Below are 17,215 nucleotides of genomic sequence, written 5' to 3'. Positions count from 1 at the left end.
AACACTAAAAAGGCCTTCAATGATGGTAAAAACACCTTCATTAAAGTCTCATAGGCATAACAACATAACTGGAATCACTGGCGTCAGACTCTTCCAGCAGGGCACTGCTATTAGGATCAGAAAGGGTAATCTTCACGGATTCACCTGAGATAACAGACAACACATCCAGCAAGTAACTGACGTTGAAGCCCATCTCCAGAGTTTCACCGTGGTATGCCAGACTGATTTCTTCTTCCGCTTCTTCCTGCTCAGGGTTATTTGCTATCACCTTTAGCAAGCCATCGGAAAGTATCAGGCGAATACCACGATACTTTTCATTGGAAAGAATGGAAGCACGTTGGAAAGCCTGACGAAGCTCCTGACGATCTCCAATAATAATCTTGTCACCACCACGGGGAATAACACGGTCATAATCCGGGAACTTCCCATCCACCAGCTTGGAGGTGAACATAAAGTCTCCGGTTTTCGCTCTGATATGGTTGGCACCCAAAGTAATATGAACCATCTCGTCTCCTTCTGTCAGAAGACGGGCCATCTCCATAATCCCCTTACGCGGGACGATAACCTGGTGACGGTCTTGCTGATTAATATCAGCATCAACGGTACACATAGCCAGACGATGGCCATCAGTAGCAACAAAACGCAGCGTATTCTGGCTGACTTCTATCAGCATACCATTCAGATAGTAACGAACGTCCTGTTGCGCCATGGCAAAGCCAGAACGATCAATCAATCGGCGCAAACGGCTCTGACCAATGGTAAAGGTCATTGAACCCGGTTCTTCGTCAATACTTGGGAATTCATTGGCGGGCAAAGTCGACAAAGTAAAACGAGAACGGCCTGCTTTCAGTTTGACTCGTTGATCATCCTGGGAAAACTCAATCAAAGCGTTTTCCGGAAGAGACTTACAGATATCCATCAGCTTCCTGGCTGGAACGGTAATTTCTCCGCCCTCAGAGACCTCATCCAGTGTCACTCTACCGACCAGTTCTACTTCCAGGTCAGTACCTGTCAGAGAGAGTTGATCACCGTCCACCACCATCAGGACGTTGGACAATACAGGTAGAGTCTGTCTGCGCTCAACAACACCCGCCACCAGTTGAAGTGGCTTGAGCAATGCTTCCCGATTAATGGTAAATTTCATCGCTTTCCTTTCTCTTGGCTATCTGGAAGTAAGTCACAATGACCTTCTTCCTGAATTCATTAAATATCTGCTGGCTGAATCAAAATCAGCTAGTCAGAGATCTCAAAAGATTTTTGTAATCATCACGGATTTCACCGTCTTCATCCACCAGCTCTTTCACTTTACGGCAGGCATGAAGCACAGTGGTATGATCTCGTCCGCCGTAGGCGTCACCAATTTCAGGCAGACTGTGACTGGTCAGCTCCTTGGAAAGAGCCATTGCAATCTGTCTGGGCCGAGCCACAGAACGACTACGACGTTTAGATAGAATATCAGCTACCTTGATCTTGTAATACTCAGCCACCGTTCTTTGAATATTATCGATACTGACCTGCTTATCCTGCAAGGCAAGCAGATCCTTCAGGGACTCCCTGATGAGATCAATATCAATCTTGCGCCCCATAAAATGAGCACTGGCAATCACCCGTTTCAGAGCGCCTTCCAGCTCACGAACATTGGATCGAATTCGCTGGGCAATAAAGAAAGCCGCTTCATGGGGTAAATCAACTTTTTGCTGCTCTGCCTTCTTCATTAATATGGCTACTCGGGTTTCAAGCTCGGGAGGCTCCACTGCGACCGTCAGGCCCCAGCCAAATCGGGACTTTAATCGTTCCTCCACACCACTGATTTCCTTGGGGTAACGATCACAGGTCAGAATCATTTGCTGTCCCCCCTCAAGCAGGGCATTGAAGGTATGAAAAAATTCTTCCTGTGAGCGCTCTTTACCGGCAAAGAACTGGATGTCATCAATCAGCAGGGCATCGACGGAGCGATAGTAGCGTTTAAAGTCATTGATGGCATTTAATTGCAGCGCCTTGACCATGTCGGCAACAAATCGTTCGGAATGCAAATATACGACTCTGGCATTACGATTTTGACGAACCAGAGAATTACCCACGGCATGCATAAGGTGAGTTTTACCCAGGCCTACACCGCCGTATAAAAACAGTGGATTGTATGCAGCTCCCGGGTTTTCAGACACCTGACGGGCTGCTGCAAGTGCCAGCTGATTCGATTTACCTTCAACAAAGGTATCAAAGGTGAAGTGGGCATTCAGGGAACTGTTATGTTTTATTGAACCCTCGACTTCTATTTGTCGTCCGGAAGAAGGTTCTTCTTTCCTGGCAGGATGACTGCTGGCAGTGTCCTCTTTTGCTTTCAGAGGATTGACTTTCTTGGGTATGCCATGGGGCTCAACACTTTCAGACGACACAGGTTTACTAGTAGAAAGGCCCGATGCTTCACTGAGGCTGGACACCAGCTCCCGGGTCACCGCCTTCTTTTCTTCTACGACAGGCTTGGGTTGTTCAGGGCGTACAGGACTGCTGGCAGGCGAAGCACTCCTTCGGCTGAGAGACTGGGGGCGACGGTTCGAGACGGCCAGTGCCACCGCCGGAGCCTGTCCATCAGTCAGTTCATCAAGTATCTCTTCGATGCGCGGCAGAAACTTCTCTTTCACCCAGTCTGCGACAAAACGATTAGGAGCCAGCAGGCAAAGATCGTGTTCATCACCCATGACTTTCAATGGGCGAATCCAGGTATTGAACTGCTGTGAGGACAGTTCATCTTGAAGCAAGTCCACACACTTTTGCCAGAGCTCTAAGGGCACGGGCGCTCTCCTGAAAATGGGTGAAATGGAAGCCGGTCAGCCTGCCTGCTGGACGACTTCGCTAATGGCAGGAAACAGAATCTGTCCAGAAACACCTATTCCTCCACAGCAGAACAGTGCAGATACGCAAGAAGAACAGGCCAAAAAACAGCTTCAATTGTATCCTTTCAGGGAAAAGTTATCCACACCTTAAATTTGTTGAAAGCATGGCCAGAAAATAATCTTTTTACTTAATTATCAACACTCTATAAGCAAAAAGAGACGAAAAAAGAGACAATCAGTGATGAAAAAATAATGTGGAAAAGGCTGTGTTCACAAAGGCTGATGAAGGATGAGTGAGCTGTGAATAAGTATAATGCATCGACGTACTGTGTATAAGGTACCAAATTATACACAGGCTGTGAGCAGGCAGAGAACAGTATAGTTGCTTATTTTCTACACATTCACACACACGAACAAACCCAGAGTACAAAAGGCTTTACAGAACTTATCCACATAAAAAGTGTTGCCTAATATTTATTAAAAAAACAAAACACCATCACTCAAGTACATATGTATTATATGTACTTAATTTTCCAGAATGACTCTCAAAAGATTTTTAATTTATAAATGTCATTTGAAATTAGTGGTGTGTTATTTTTCCCTATATATAAAGGACGTAATTTCCCCTATAAAAATGCACTTTTACGATAACCCCACTTAATATCCGCAAAGAGCTGGCTGCCCTCTAAGGATTGAGCCCTGAGCCCAGGTGGCAAACTCTTGACAAATGCAAATTGACGCTTATCCCTCAATTACTTAGAATGCCCGTCTTTTTGTAAATCGATAAAACGAGTAACGTCATGAAAAGAACATTTCAGCCCAGTAATCTGAAGCGCAAGCGCACTCACGGTTTCCGTGCTCGCATGGCTACCAAGAACGGTCGTGCGGTAATCAACCGTCGCCGTGCCAAAGGTCGCAAGCGTCTGGCTGCCTGATTTGGACTGACAGGTGAGCTTCGCTTTTGGTCGCGATCTGCGACTTTGCTCAGCAGCTGATTTTAAGCAGGTTTTCAACCGTACGGATATCAAGGTCAGTAGTCGCCATTTACTGATACTGGCTTGCCAGAATGAGCTTGACCACCCCCGCCTGGGGTTGGTGATCGCCAAAAAAAATATCCGTAAAGCTACCGGCCGCAATCGAGTCAAACGACACATTCGGGAAACCTTTCGCCTCCATCAGGGGGAACTGGGAAACCTGGATATTGTTGTTCTGGCCAGAAGAGGTCTGGGTGAGCTGGAAAGCTGCGATATCAATAAACTGCTCACCCATCAATGGTTTAAACTGGCCAGACGTCGGAACGAGCAGAAGGTTTCCTGAATGGAGACCATTGCCTGAAACAGGCACTCTATGGGGCTGCGTGACAGTGGAGGTAGAAACTGCCTCCAGTCACTCTTCAGAAAGCCAGTCATACTGTCTCCACTCAAATCAGCCGATGCGTTTCCTGTCTATTCGGCACAGACAGAGTAAAGTCGACATGACCAGACCTGTGATTAATTTTCTCGTGCTTTTGCCCAGACGCTCTGCCATGGGATTGATCAAGGTGTACCGTTACTGCCTGAGCCCTATTATGGGCAGGCATTGTCGCTTTTACCCCAGCTGTTCCAGCTATTCACAGGAAGCTCTCCAACATCATGGTTTTCTGAAAGGCAGTTTTCTGACCTTGAAACGACTGCTGCGTTGCCATCCCTGGCATCCAGGAGGTTATGATCCGGTGCCTGCTCCCTTGGACAAGCAACGCCGGTCATCAGACGATCATATTCATCACCAAGACTCTTTGGCTCGGACATCATGGATCTGCAAAGAACACTCTTGATAGGTGCTATAGCCGTTGTTGGTGTGTTTACACTTCAGCAATGGAATGAAGATTACAATCAGACCCGGCCGGCCAGCGATGCTGTTGTGGCTAATGTCTCCACTTCTCAAAGTGGTTCTGATTTACCCACTATCTCACCATCATCTTCCTCTCCGGAAATTCTGGATGACAAGGTTCAGACTTCTGCTCAACTGATCAACGTTAAAACAGACACACTGAACCTTCAGATTGACCCCGCCGGTGGTGACATTGTCGGACTCAGCCTGCCCAAATACCCAGCCTGGCTGCCTGAAGAAGGCGAGAAAGCTACGCCTTTCCAGCTACTGGTTAACAGGCCCAACTGCACACCGGGTGAAGTGACCTGTGTCTACACTGCCCAAAGCGGCCTGATTGCTACTGATGGTCCCACCAACGATCAGAATCAGAGACCCCTCTACAGCACTGCACAGACCAGTTACACCTTGCCAGCCGGTCAGGACCAGCTGACGGTTAAACTGACTCGCAGCACTGGCGAAGTTCAGGTAACCAAAAGTTATACTTTTAAGCCCGGCTCCTATGAAGTCGTATTGGCTTACGAAATCGCCAACAACAGCGACAAGGAATGGCGTGACACCTTCTATGCTCAGCTGAAGCGGGATGGTTCAGAAGACCCAAGCTCAGTAAACTCCAGCGCCCCCATGAATACCTACCTGGGGGCGGCTGTTCGTTCTATTGATGAGCCATACAGAAAGCTGCCTTTCGATGATTTCCGAAAAGAGCCTTTCAAGGAAAGAGTCGAGGGTGGTTATGCAGCCATTCTTCAGCACTACTTTGTCAGTGCCTGGGTACCCGCTCAGGACAAGCCTCACAATTATTACACTCAGGAATCCCGTAACAATGAATACTATAGGGTGGGTTTCTACAACGACCCTCTGGTAGTCAATCCTGGTGAGAAAATTGTCACCGGTGCAACGCTTTATGCTGGTCCTAAAGATCAGCCTGCCCTGAAGAATCTGGCGGATGGTCTGCAGCTGACCATGGACTTCGGCATGCTGTGGTTCCTGGCTCAGCCACTGTTCATGTTGCTGCAGTTTATCCATTCTCTGGTAGGCAACTGGGGTTGGGCAATTATCCTGCTGACAGTTTGTGTGAAAGCGGTATTCTATCCACTGAATCAGGCCAGCTTCCGTTCTATGGCTAAAATGCGCAAGCTGGGGCCAAAAATGCAGGAGCTGAAAGAAAGATACGGCGACGATCGCCAGAAGATGTCTCAGGCCATGATGGAGATGTACAAGAAAGAGAAGGTCAATCCAATGGGTGGCTGCCTCCCGATTCTTGTCCAGATGCCAGTATTCATTGCCCTCTACTGGGTGTTGCAGGAGGCTGTAGAGCTGCGTCAGGCACCCTGGCTCGGCTGGATTCAGGATCTGTCCCAGATGGACCCTTACTTCATCCTGCCGTTGATCATGGGTGCTTCCATGTTCGCGCAGCAGATGCTGAACCCGACACCTCCTGACCCTGTTCAGGCTAAAGTGATGAAGTTGATGCCGCTGATTTTCACCATATTCTTCCTGTGGTTCCCGGCAGGTCTGGTACTGTACTGGGTAACCAACAACATTCTGTCGATTATTCAGCAATACATCATTACCAAAAAGATCGAGAAAGAAGGCTCCTGAGTCTGAAAATCTCAAAAAAAACGGACCGCAATGGTCCGTTTTTTTAGATCCATGACGGCCATGGCACCAGCAGCCACCTTAGATTAGACTAATCATTTTTCTCATTTCTCAGCCAGTAATTGCTATGTCCGATCTCCGTGCACTCCATAAAGACACTATTGCCGCTCAGGCAACCGCTCCCGGAAGAGGTGGGGTGGGGATCATCAGGGTCTCAGGCCCTGAAGCTTTGTGGGTTGCCAGAGAGGTTCTGAAAATGGAGCCCAAGCCTCGTTACGCTCATTACGGTCCTTTTTACGATGAGCAGGATGAGGTTCTGGACGAAGGACTGGCTCTTTACTTTCCTAATCCAAATTCATTTACTGGAGAGGATGTCATAGAGTTCCAGGGACATGGTGGTCCTGTCATTTTGGACTTACTGTTGAAAAGAATTAATGCCCTTGGGGTCAGGCTGGCCAATCCCGGAGAGTTTTCCGAAAGAGCCTTCCTGAATGACAAGATGGATCTGGCGCAGGCCGAGGCCATCGCAGATCTGATCGACAGTACTTCAGAACAGGCAGCCAGATCGGCATTAAGATCACTGCAAGGCGCTTTCTCCAGAAGAGTCAACGAGCTGGTCGAATCCCTGATTGAACTGAGAATTTACGTTGAAGCTGCCATCGACTTTCCCGAAGAAGAGATTGATTTCCTGGCCGACGGCAAAGTGGCAGGCGATCTCAAAACCATCATCAGCCATCTTGCCCAGGTCATGAGAGAAGCGGGTCAGGGGGCTATTCAACGTGAAGGTATGACCGTAGTGATTGCCGGACGTCCCAATGCCGGTAAATCCAGCCTTTTGAATGCGTTATCAGGACGGGAGTCAGCTATTGTAACGGACATTGCCGGTACCACCCGTGATGTCCTCAGGGAACACATCAATATCGATGGTATGCCCTTGCATGTCATTGATACCGCCGGTCTGCGAGAGACAGATGATAAAGTCGAACAGATTGGTGTAGAACGTGCCTTCAGGGAAATAGAAGACGCTGATAGAGTACTCCTGATGGTGGACGGATCAACCACTGACGCAACCGATCCTCACGACATATGGCCTGAGTTTGTTGATCGACTGCCTTCCAGAGAAAAGCTCACTGTGATCCGTAACAAGATTGACCTGACAGGCGAACAGGCAGGCATAGAGGACGTTGAAGGGGTCCCCCTGATCAGGGCCTGTGCTATGAGAGAACACGGCCTGGACGCTCTCAGAGTGCACCTGAAAGCCTGTATGGGCTATGAGGGCGCCATGGAGGGTGGTTTTTCTGCCCGGCGCAGACATCTGGATGCGCTGCGAAGAGCAGAGGAGTTTCTGGATAACGGTCAGAAGCAGCTTGTATACATGGGGGCAGGTGAACTTCTGGCTGAAGATCTGCGACATGCCCAGAAGGCCCTGGGTGAGATTACCGGCGAGTTCTCCAGCGACGATTTGCTGGGCAGGATTTTCTCCTCGTTCTGTATTGGCAAGTAGGTGAAATTCAGAGGTTCAGTTTACTTTTTTAAGGTTTGCTCTGAAGTTTCAGGCTCTGCCTCCGTGGGTTTATCACCGGGTGGAGCCAGAAAGATCTTCAGGCGCTGCTTTGGTGTCAGGTGTTCACCTTTTGCTTCTCTAAACATATCCCGCCATTCAGAGAAGGTAACCGTCAGAGGGTTATGGCTGTTGACAGGCTTACTGACCCCGTAGCGCACAGTTTCTACTTCTGGTTCAAAGGTACCGAATAGCTTATCCCAGACGATCAGAACACCGGCATAGTTTTTATCGATGTAATGAGAGTTGATACCGTGGTGAACCCGATGATGGGACGGTGTGTTAAAAATAAGCTCGAACTTGCCAAGACTGCGAACCCACTGAGTATGGACAAAGAACTGAAGCCCCAGATTAAGCAGCACTGCAAAGATAACCCATTTAGGCTCAAAACCAATGATGACTAAAGGAACCCAAAACAGCCACATACCGGCAATTGGGTACATCAGGCTTTGGCGAAACGCGGTGCTGAAATTCATTCTTTGCGAACTATGATGTGCGACATGGGCAGCCCACATCCAGCGTATCCTGTGGCTGGCACGATGAAACCAGTAGTAGCAGAAATCCTGTAAGATCAGCAAAGCAACAAAGGAAGCTGCGTTCATTTCAATCTCTAGTAACTTCCAGCCAAAAAGCCAGAAATAGAGTTTGACGATCACCAGGCCTGTAACGATATCTGCCAGTTGATGCATACCTGCTAATGAGAAATTGCACAGTACTTCTGGCAGTTTATAGGCGGAATTTTCCGGAAGCATTCCGCCCCTTTGGCCGATGAAATATTCTGCCAACATTAAACCAATAAACAGCGGAGCCAGCAGCATCAGCAACCATTCGGGATGGTCAATAATCATTTGAAACTCCATCTTCTGCTTTCGTCAATAAGGGTTAACATTTGGCATAGTGATCTTTACTTTGCCCGGGTAAGTAGCCAAATAAACTAATGCTCTTTTGGGGCTTTAAGAGAGGCTTTCAGGTTGTCGAGCCAGAGCGTGATTCTTTTCTTGTTCGCGCCAAGATCGGAGTAGCCGTAATGTGAGCGAGAGTAAATGGCCAGTGTGCTGGTATCTTCCCCCTGACTATAAAAACGTACGGTAATGGTATCCGGATAGCCCATGAAAGGGGTTCTCTGAACGTAGTCGACCTGCTGACCATCGTCACTTGTCCGCAAGACTTCTACCTTCTCCTGACTTTGGGCAAGGTCTGAAAACCGCTCTTGCAGCTCTGTGACACCAACGTTCAGAACAGGGCTGATCTGATGGGGCTCTGCTAAAAACTTGCCTTCTGGCAAAACCAGATATTGATTGGGCTTTTCGTGTAGTTTTAATGTTTCAAAATCAATGACCCGGTCATCAATCGCTGTGAAAAGGAAGTCCAACATCAGATTTTCTCCGAATCAGTTTTCAGGGCGTCAGTATGACGGATCTGAGTGGAGCCTGAAAGACCCCTGTATGCGTTAAACCTCCCTAAGCTCATTTCAGGGCCTCAAGCATAATCAATATCCCTGATCACACCTTCGTCAGAAGTTTCCAGCAAAATCGGTTTGTGGATTTTGAGAATAGATTTAGCACCTTCATCACCACTGAGCAATGTTAAATCAGATTGCAGAAAAGCCGGAAATAAAACGGGATGAGCAGGGACGGGATCTGAATCTTCAGATTGATAGATTGGCCTGATGATTTTCTTGTACTCATTGTTTTTAAAGCTTTTTGTGAGCTGCCTGTAGGTGTCAAATTCAATGTAAGGCATATCTCCCAGGCAGAGAAGGATGTTTTGATCTTCAGGAATATTGTTAATAGCTATAACAATGGATGAGCTCATACCTCTTTCAAAGTCAGGGTTTTCAGTGTAAGCAAGACCGTATTTGTCTAATGAATGTTTAAGAATGTCATCCTGAGGCCTGACGATCACTAAAACCTGATTAACATGGGGCTGGACATTCAACGCACTAAGAATGGCCATTGGGATGCCGTTAATCTCATGCATCATTTTATGGCCATTAAATCGCGAGCCTTTGCCTGCAGCTAAGATAACCGCTGTTATTTTCTCGCAAGGGTTGAATTTTTTGATGTTAGCTGATGTCACAGGCGGTCGTCTGACTTATTTGATCTTCTTTCTTTTCCAGCGCCTTACCAGGCTGTATGCCATTTTTAATGGCAGTGATTTCAGCAAGAATAGAAAGTGCAATTTCTGCGGGGGATTTACTACCGATATTTAATCCAACCGGGCCATGGAGCTGGTTAACCTCAGCATCACTGAAATCAAAGTGCTCCCTGAGTCGTCTGCGACGCTCCTGATTGTTGAGTCTTGAGCCAAGAGCACCAACATAGAATGCATCGCTTTTTAATGCCGTTAGTAAGGCCATGTCATCTACTTTCGGGTCGTGGGTTACTGCGACAATGGCAGTGCGGACATCGACATTTAAATCCTGAATGACATCATCGGGAAAGCCTTTTAATAACGGCAAGTCTTTTAAGGGCCAGTTGCTTCGATAATCAGGTCTGGGATCGCTAACCAAAACTTCAAATCCAAGGCCTTGTGCAAATTCAGCCAGATATCGGCCGGTTTCACCGGCACCAATCACCATTAATCGCCAGATTGGTCCAAAGACGTTTTGCCAGTGGGTTTGTGACAACCCTGGTTCTTGTTGCTTCCAGGGCGTATAAATCACTTGACCCGTTTCAAGGCTTACCTTTCTTAAGCAGGTTTTTCTCGCTTCAATGTGATCAATAAGAAATTTAACGTCTGCTATTTCATTGAGAGGCTCCGCCATGAGTTCCAGAGCCCCTCCGCAAGGTAATCCGAATCGGTGACGTTCTTCAGCAGTTTCTCCGTACATGATTTTTTGCACGAATCTGACAGGGTTTTGGGCTAGCTGTGCAATTAAATCTTCTTCAACACATCCGCCACTGACGCTACCAAAAAAGCGACCAGAAGAACTTACCGCTAAAAGGGAACCTACCGGTCGGGGTGAGGTGCCCCAGGTTTTAGCGACACTGACCAGGGAGATTTCATCACCTTGTTCAAGACAAGATAAACAACCTTTCAGAACGTCTAATTGTGAACCTTGCATAGTGAACCTTTGCTTATACATTCCAGGCAGGATTCCGTCCCTCAGGCAGCCTCTGGGCAGTAAACTGCTGCAATACCTATCCAGCGGTTTGATGCTGAGGGACGAAGCTCGACAAATCAACTGAGTTTAAGAGGCAAGCTTCTTAAACGATTACCTGTTGCTGCAAAGATGGCATTGCCCACAGCCGCTGCAATTGGCGGCAGGCCTGGTTCACCTACACCGCTTGGTGCTTCATCACTGTCAACGATGACTACATCAATTTCTGGTGATTCATGCATTCGCAGTATCGGGTAATCATGGAAGTTACTTTGAACCACTGCACCGTCTTTGAGTGTGATCTCTCCGTAGAGAGCAGCAGTTAAACCAAATAAGATGCCACTTTCCATTTGTTGGATAACTATTTCGGGGTTAACCGCTAAACCGCAATCTACCACACAAGTCACTTTGTGAACTTTGATTTGGCCGTTGTTCACAGATACCTGTGCGATTTCTGTCACATAGGACATGAACGAAGTATGAGCTGCTACGCCATGATAATGACCTTCTGGTAAAGGTTTTCCCCAGCCCGCTTTGTTGGCAGCAATTTTTAGAGTGTTCGCCAATCGAGGATTTTTTTTCAAGTGTTTAAGGCGATAGTCGACAGGATCCTGTTTTTGCAAAATGGCGATTTCATCCATCATGCTTTCTTTAAAGAAACCACTGAATGAGTGACCAACACTTCGCCAAAAACCTATGGGCAGTCCCGGATCAACCGTGACATGGTCAACGGATTTATGGTCGGCATCATAGTCTTCGAATAAGCCTTCTACTGAAGTAGGATCTACCGTCCAGCCATCAAACAGGCCGTAACCGGCTTTACTGATCCAGTCGACCATACCGTCAGGCAGGAATGCTGGCATCATGGCATCGGCCAGTTCATCCATGGTATAAGGTATGACGTTTGCACCAGAGCGCTTAACGTTCCAGCTGTCGATATTACCGTCTTTATCTAAGCCAACTTGAAACTTAGCCAGGGTCGCAGGGCGGTAATAGTCGTGTTTTGTATCATCTTCGCGACTCCAGATCAGTTGCACTGGCAGGCCTGATGCCTTGGCTATGGAAACGGCTTCGGCAACAAAGTCGCTTGATATACGACGTCCGAATCCTCCCCCGAGGAATGTACTATGAATCGTGACATCATCTTTTGCTACATCACCATAAAAAGCACCCAGTTTGGCGGCAATTCCGGGGTTTTGGCTTCCTGTCCAAATGTCTAATTTGTCACCCGTGAATTTCGCAGTACAATTCATAGGTTCCATGGTGGCGTGAGCCAGGAAAGGGGCCCAGTATTCTCCAGATACAACGGTGTCGGAAGCTTTTAAGGCATTGCGACCCTCTCCTTCTTCGTGTGCATTATCCGCTTCATCGCTATCCAAAGCTTCTTTAAAGAGTTGTTTACCGTTACCTGCTTCAGTGGCAGCGCTGGAAAAGTTTGAAAGGGTTTCAGGTAATTCCCACTGCACGTCTAACAGAGGTAAGGCCGCTTTTGCCTGATAGTAATGATCAGCAACCACTGCTACACCGTTGAAGATTCTGACAACAGCTTTTACGCCGGGCATGCTTTTCACTTTGCTGTCATCAAAGCTTTTCACAGTGCCACCAAATACCGGGCAACGCTTTAACACAGCCCGGTGCAGGCCCTCAAATTCTACATCCAAACCAAATTCCGCCAAGCCTGTGCTTTTTGCTACAGCATCAAGACGTTTTGAGTATTTACCAATATATTTGAAGTCTGCTCTTTTCTTGATGGGTGTGTCTTCAGGAAGGCTCAATTGAGAAGCCGCTTCGCTGAATGCACCGTAAGGTAGCTTTTTACCTTTGGCTACAATCATTCCATTATCAGTTTGAATTTGATCAACTGACAAATGAAGTACCTTTGCTGCAGCTTGTCGAATAACCATACGAACATTTGCCGCCATTTGGCGAAGTGGAATGAAATGAGTACGAATACTGTTGCTGCCACCTGTTAGTTGCAGCCCATATTCCGGGTTTGCATATTCTTCGCAGGCGCCAACCTGTTTAACCTTGATTTTATCTGGATGAACGTCGAGTTCTTCTGCCAGCACTGTGGTCAGGCCTGTGAATACGCCCTGTCCCATTTCCGAGCGGGGAAGATAAAAATAGATTTCATTATTGCCGGTAATTTGCAGCAAAGCATTGGGTTGCAGATCACCGTTCATAGTATTCGGGGATTTATTGCTGGCACAGGCAGCCAGGGGGATTCCAACGACCAGACCGCCACCAATAATGCCCAGTTTTTTAAGAAAGCTACGGCGAGAGCTGTTTTCTAATGTCTGATCGTTTTTCGTTAGCAATTTGTTTTGTTCAGTGACACTCATGATTGCACTTCCTGTGTTTCCAGTGAAGAAGTTGCCCTTGGATCAAACAGTTGCACGGCGTGCAAATGGCCTTTGCCATTTCTTAAATCTGCTGCTGCATTTTTGATGGCTTTTTTCACATTAGGATAAGTACCGCAGCGGCATAGGTTGCCGCTCATGGCGTTGTCGATGTCACTGTCACTGGGGTTTTTATTCTGGCTTAGTAATGCGGTAGCACTGATGATTTGCCCGCTCTGGCAATAGCCACATTGTGGAACGCCGACTTCTACCCAGGCGTTCTGTAAAGTGGACATCATTTCTGGATTACCAATGCCTTCAATGGTGGTTATATTTCTATTGGCCACGGCCTGAACGGGCATAATGCAGGTTCGGGAACTCACACCATCGATTAACATGCTGCAGGCACCACATAAGCCCATACCGCAACCGAATTTTGTACCTTTCATTTTTAAATGTTCGCGAACCACCCAAAGCAAGGGTGTATCGCCCGGTGCGTCTACATTGACTGTTTGTCCATTGAGTTTAAAGCTAATCACTTGTCCCACCCGGCTGTGCCAGTTTCTTATCTGGCTCATAAGTTTTGATAGACTTTGAGCCATTTATTATTTTTGTGGTTTACAGAAACCACTTTATATCCGTCGTTTATACTGCTTAAACAATTGTCCCGGCAGCCCGGCGAAAGTGGTATCAGTTGTGGGTCATTATACGGAACTCTACCCACAAACATAGTGGGAAATCTGGTCACATTTTCAAAGACGACAATGGCCTGACAGAGAGAGCGGGCATGAATGGTTCGTAGCAGCAGTTCGGATCAGCCTGACAACCTGATTTTGTTTTCAGGATACTCAGGCTTGGCTGCAGCGGGTAAAACATAAACTCTGAAGCATCAGATTGAATCCCCTTTCTGATCAAACAGAAGCAGGTCGTGAGGTCTTACCGAAATATCCACAGGTGTGCTTTCAGGGAACGGGGTTGAGTTTTCCACAACCAGAACATTTTCTTTCAGCTTAACCTCGGTCCTTAATCGGGTTCCCATAAACTGCTGGCTTTTGATCTGGGCAGGATTCACCGGTTTTTCGCACCGACACCTTTCAATCGAAAACATTTGTGGACGGATAAACAGCTCCGCAGTCTGACCGGGGTCTGCTGAAATATCAGTGGATGACTCAACGACACCGACTGGTGTTGAAACGGTGCGACTGTTTATTACTTCACAGGGCAGGAGATTTCCAGACCCCATAAACTCTGCCACAAAACGAGATGCCGGGCGGTTATAGACGTCGAAAGAGTGACCTCGCTGCAGAATATTGCCATTGTGCATAATGGCAACGGAATCGGCAAAGGCAAAACCTTCATCACGGTTATGGGTGACAAACAGTCCAGTGACTTTCTGTTGCTTGAGAATATCCCTGACCTCCCTCACCAGTTTCTGTCTTACCTGACTGTCAATATTGGAAAAAGGTTCATCCAGCAACAACAGGGAAGGGTTGTTAGCCAGGGCTCTGGCAATGGCAACACGTTGCTGCTGGCCGCCGGAAAGTTCATGAGGATAGCGCTTGTCCAGGCCAGAAAGGTTGACCAGCTCCAGCATGGCTTCCACACGCTTACGGGTATCTCTGCGGGAAAGGTTTTTCAAACCAAAAGCAATATTGTGAAACACGTTCAGATGAGGGAACAGAGCGTAGTCCTGAAAGATCATCCCCATTCCACGCTGTTCCGGGGGCAGTGTTCCATGGACTGAACTGACGACCTGACCGTGCAGGGAAATGGTCCCTGCAGAAGGCTGAAGAAGACCTGAAATGGCTTTTAAAAGCGTGGTTTTGCCGCAGCCGCTTCGACCCAGCAGGCAAACAATTTCTCCCTGTTCTACCTCAAGGCTCAGGTTAGAGAGTACTTCTGTCTGTTCATAACGGCAGCTCAGGCCAGCAATTGTCAGGGCGGTCATTTTTGTTCTGCCTCCAGTGAACGGTTCAGAAGTATCAGTGGTATCAGCCCGGCCAGTACCATTATCAATGCTGCCAGAGCAGCCTCTTCCAGTCTTTCATCGGAAACAAACTGGAAAACCCGGGTAGCCAGTGACTCAAAGCCAAAAGGTCTTAAAAGGAGAGTCGCCGGCAGCTCTTTCATGGATTCGATAAAAACCAGCAGAAATCCGGTCAACAAGCCTTTGCGAATCATGGGAATATGAACGCGTCTCACCATTTCTGAAGGCTTGCATCCCAGTGTTCGGCTGGCCATATCCAGAGACGGGGAAACTCTTCCCAGGCTGGATTCAACACTGCCAACGGCCACGGCAGAGAAACGAACGGTATAGGCGAAAACAAGCGCAAATATCGAGCCACTGAAAATAAGGCCAACGGGCGGTAACTCAAAGGCCATAATCAAATCATTCAAACCGTGGTCAGACAGGGTTAATGGGGTTAACACCGCTATCGCCAGAACATTTCCGGGAAAGGCATATCCGCTAGAAACCAACCGGGAAGGAATATTGGCAAAGCGACTGCCCTGAAGGCGCTGATACAGTCCCAGAAATAAGGCGACCAGTGTTGCAGATGTGGCTGCGGTTAATGAAACCTTCAAACTGTTGAAGCTGTAAGTCAGCCATTCCTGGTTCCAGGAATCACTGAAATATCGGAAAACGTAATCCAGCAAAATAGCAGCAGGTAGAAGAAAGCCCAATATGACCAGCATCCAGCACCAGAACAAGGCCAGGGCCTTTTTCCAACCCCTCAAAACGGAGGCTTTCCTGTGGTCCTGCCCGGTGCTTTTCTGGTACAGCTGTTGTCTCCTGCGACTGAAGCTTTCCAGTGAGATCAGCAGCATCACTGCAACCAGCATGATAGCTGAAAGTTTGGCAGCGGCATTCAAACTGCCATAACCCAGCCAGGTATCATAGACAGCTGTCGTGAGAGTCGGTACAGCAAAGTAATCAACCGTGGCAAAATCACCCAGTGTTTCGATACCCATGAGGGCAAGGCCGGTGACAATAGCCGGTCTGGCCATGGGGATTGAGACCCTCAGAAAACTGGAAACAGGAGAGCATCCGAGCAACCGGCTGGCAAGCATCTGACTCTGGGAATGTTCAAGAAATGCGGTTCTGGCCAGTAGATAAAGATAAGGATAAAGCACTAGCGCCAAAATGATGACTGCGCCACCCAGACTGCGAATATCCGGGAAAAAATAATCCGCAGCACTCTGCCAACCCGTTAAATCCCTCAGCAGTCTTTGCACAGGGCCTGCGTATTCCAGCAGGTCTGTATAGATATAGGCGACCACGTAAGAGGGCATGGCCAGAGGCAGTACCAGAAGCCATTGCAGATAACGTTTACCGGGAATTTCACAGTTTGCCATGATCCAGGCTGCAGGAAGGGCAAGGATCAAACCCAGAATACCGACACCCAGGATCAACAATACGGTGTTGAGGATATAAGTGCCCAGCACAGTATTTCGCAGATGAGCAAAAATCTCACCGCTAGGCGCCGAGGCCTCATAGACCAGAGCCAAAAACGGAGTAAAAAGCAGAAGAGCCAGCAACCAGCTGCCAGCTCTCCAGAAGATCGAAAGGCCTTGTCTTGAATATGACTTATCAATGCCACACTGCAAAGAGAGTGGTGATAAGTCATTTTCCTGTGTTTCTAAGGCGGTAAGCACCTGTTTCATGAAAGTCTGTTTAAATATCTGTCCGAACTCTGCCAAGCGGTCAATTTTACAGAAAACGGAATGAATATCAGTAAAATTTGCATCTCTCTTTCAAACAGCAACGCAATTAGGGCCCCGGCCTGCAAAATTGCTTTTACGTCAGAAAATCGCCTTAACGTGCTGATATATCTGAAATAAATGGCTTCATCGACAGCTTCCATTTGTTCGTCTGCAAGTGCCGAATGAAAGCACTTGCAGATGTAGTCAAGTC

At 47.7% G+C, this 17,215-nt stretch carries 16 protein-coding genes; 5 read left to right on the top strand and 11 right to left on the bottom strand.

Features of this window, described 5'->3' with window-relative positions:
• Window positions 1-40: 40 nt before the first annotated feature.
• Complete coding sequence (gene dnaN / locus ACOJUN_RS07705) at window positions 41-1,144, bottom strand: DNA polymerase III subunit beta (RefSeq protein WP_422136074.1); 1,104 nt, start codon at window positions 1,142-1,144, stop codon at window positions 41-43.
• A gap of 85 nt (window positions 1,145-1,229) precedes the next feature.
• The gene (gene dnaA, locus ACOJUN_RS07700) at window positions 1,230-2,765 is read right to left on the bottom strand and encodes a chromosomal replication initiator protein DnaA (RefSeq protein WP_422136073.1); all 1,536 of its coding nucleotides are present in this window, start codon (window positions 2,763-2,765) and stop codon (window positions 1,230-1,232) included.
• Between the two features lie 869 nt (window positions 2,766-3,634).
• Here dnaA and rpmH point away from each other — a divergent pair.
• The 5 genes from rpmH (at window position 3,635) to mnmE (ending at window position 7,803) form a co-directional block, all read left to right on the top strand.
• On the top strand, window positions 3,635-3,769 hold the full coding sequence (rpmH, locus tag ACOJUN_RS07695; RefSeq protein WP_252177766.1) for a 50S ribosomal protein L34: 135 nt from the start codon (window positions 3,635-3,637) through the stop codon (window positions 3,767-3,769).
• A 13-nt stretch (window positions 3,770-3,782) separates the two neighbouring features.
• Window positions 3,783-4,151, top strand: a complete 369-nt coding sequence (gene rnpA, locus ACOJUN_RS07690) for a ribonuclease P protein component (RefSeq protein WP_422136072.1) — start codon at window positions 3,783-3,785, stop codon at window positions 4,149-4,151.
• Between the two features lie 115 nt (window positions 4,152-4,266).
• Window positions 4,267-4,647, top strand: a complete 381-nt coding sequence (gene yidD / locus ACOJUN_RS07685; RefSeq protein WP_422137051.1) for a membrane protein insertion efficiency factor YidD — start codon at window positions 4,267-4,269, stop codon at window positions 4,645-4,647.
• Window positions 4,623-6,302: a membrane protein insertase YidC gene (gene yidC / locus ACOJUN_RS07680; protein ID WP_422136071.1), complete on the top strand. Its 1,680-nt coding sequence runs from the start codon at window positions 4,623-4,625 to the stop codon at window positions 6,300-6,302. Before yidD ends, yidC begins: the two co-directional genes overlap by 25 nt.
• A 124-nt stretch (window positions 6,303-6,426) precedes the next feature.
• Window positions 6,427-7,803, top strand: a complete 1,377-nt coding sequence (gene mnmE / locus ACOJUN_RS07675) for a tRNA uridine-5-carboxymethylaminomethyl(34) synthesis GTPase MnmE (RefSeq protein ID WP_422136070.1) — start codon at window positions 6,427-6,429, stop codon at window positions 7,801-7,803.
• A 20-nt stretch (window positions 7,804-7,823) separates the two neighbouring features.
• On the opposite strand, the gene ACOJUN_RS07670 is transcribed toward mnmE, so the two are convergent.
• The 9 genes from ACOJUN_RS07670 to ACOJUN_RS07630 form a co-directional block, all read right to left on the bottom strand.
• Entirely contained in the window at window positions 7,824-8,708 is an 885-nt protein-coding gene (locus ACOJUN_RS07670) for a sterol desaturase family protein (RefSeq protein ID WP_422136069.1), read from the bottom strand.
• Window positions 8,709-8,794: 86 nt separating this feature from the next.
• A complete protein-coding gene (locus tag ACOJUN_RS07665; protein WP_422136068.1) occupies window positions 8,795-9,235 on the bottom strand; it encodes a DUF1499 domain-containing protein in 441 nt (146 codons plus the stop codon).
• 104 nt (window positions 9,236-9,339) lie between these two features.
• Window positions 9,340-9,939, bottom strand: coding sequence for a nucleotidyltransferase family protein (locus ACOJUN_RS07660; RefSeq protein WP_422136067.1), 600 nt, complete (start codon window positions 9,937-9,939; stop codon window positions 9,340-9,342).
• On the bottom strand, window positions 9,926-10,927 hold the full coding sequence (locus ACOJUN_RS07655) for an XdhC family protein (RefSeq protein ID WP_422136066.1): 1,002 nt from the start codon (window positions 10,925-10,927) through the stop codon (window positions 9,926-9,928). Before ACOJUN_RS07655 ends, ACOJUN_RS07660 begins: the two co-directional genes overlap by 14 nt.
• A 116-nt stretch (window positions 10,928-11,043) precedes the next feature.
• Entirely contained in the window at window positions 11,044-13,305 is a 2,262-nt protein-coding gene (locus ACOJUN_RS07650) for a molybdopterin cofactor-binding domain-containing protein (protein WP_422136065.1), read from the bottom strand.
• Entirely contained in the window at window positions 13,302-13,841 is a 540-nt protein-coding gene (locus tag ACOJUN_RS07645) for a (2Fe-2S)-binding protein (protein ID WP_422136064.1), read from the bottom strand. Before ACOJUN_RS07645 ends, ACOJUN_RS07650 begins: the two co-directional genes overlap by 4 nt.
• A 350-nt stretch (window positions 13,842-14,191) precedes the next feature.
• Entirely contained in the window at window positions 14,192-15,250 is a 1,059-nt protein-coding gene (locus tag ACOJUN_RS07640; protein ID WP_422136063.1) for an ABC transporter ATP-binding protein, read from the bottom strand.
• Window positions 15,247-16,965, bottom strand: a complete 1,719-nt coding sequence (locus ACOJUN_RS07635; RefSeq protein WP_422136062.1) for an ABC transporter permease — start codon at window positions 16,963-16,965, stop codon at window positions 15,247-15,249. Before ACOJUN_RS07635 ends, ACOJUN_RS07640 begins: the two co-directional genes overlap by 4 nt.
• Window positions 16,962-17,165 carry a hypothetical protein gene (locus ACOJUN_RS07630; RefSeq protein ID WP_422136061.1) on the bottom strand — a complete coding sequence of 68 codons (204 nt, stop codon included), beginning with the start codon at window positions 17,163-17,165 and terminating at the stop codon, window positions 16,962-16,964. Before ACOJUN_RS07630 ends, ACOJUN_RS07635 begins: the two co-directional genes overlap by 4 nt.
• Window positions 17,166-17,215 lie beyond the last annotated feature (50 nt).

The sequence above is a fragment of the Endozoicomonas sp. ALD040 genome, from assembly GCF_049275945.1.
Taxonomy (GTDB): domain Bacteria; phylum Pseudomonadota; class Gammaproteobacteria; order Pseudomonadales; family Endozoicomonadaceae; genus Endozoicomonas_A.
This window is presented reverse-complemented; position numbering and strand designations above follow the sequence as displayed.